Annotated in this window: 1 protein-coding gene; it reads right to left on the bottom strand. The window is 48.2% G+C overall.

Annotated features, from left to right (window positions below):
- Positions 1–609, bottom strand: a 609-nt coding sequence (locus tag AACM45_RS20330; RefSeq protein ID WP_339145045.1) for an AMP-binding protein, incomplete at its 3' end; no start/stop codon positions are given.
- Positions 610–620: the final 11 nt, after the last annotated feature.

Below are 620 nucleotides of genomic sequence, written 5' to 3'. Positions count from 1 at the left end.
TTCCTCCATGTTCAGGTAGCCCCGGGCCACTCCCGCACCGGCTATGTGCAGCTCCCCCACAACGCCTATCGGAACAGGGGTGCCATGATTGTCCAGAACGTAGGCTTTACAATTACCATAAGGTTTTCCAATCCCCCTATGAAGGCCATGGCTCTTGTCCATCGCTGTGACTCCCACCGTTGCCTCGGTAGGGCCATACTCATCTATAATACTGTCTATATATTTTGATATTTGCCCCAACTGGGAAGCTGTCAACTTTTCCCCTCCGACAAAGGCCTGCTTAATATGATAGGTGTCAAAATAATCCGTTGGAAGGTTTTCCAGTAATGAGGGCGTGCTCTTTACAAAGTCGATCTCATGTTCGATCAAGTGCTCGATGTATGCTTCTATATCGCTCAACTCTCCTGGATATATACATACCTTTTTGGAGAGCAATAGTGCAGAGATGGTGGTTGTAACCGATAGGTCGAAGGTCAGTTTTGTGGAAAAATCAATGTTTTTGATATCGGCCGCAAGAACATTAGCTATGTTTCTGGTATAGTTCACCACGTTGGCATGCTCCACCATCACGCCCTTGGGCCTCCCGGTCGTCCCGGAGGTGTATATCACATAGGCCAGGT

The organism is Croceitalea sp. MTPC5 (assembly GCF_036985505.1).
Lineage (GTDB): Bacteria > Bacteroidota > Bacteroidia > Flavobacteriales > Flavobacteriaceae > Croceitalea.
The sequence above is the reverse complement of the archived record's forward strand: the minus strand, read 5'-3'. Positions and strand labels throughout refer to the sequence as shown.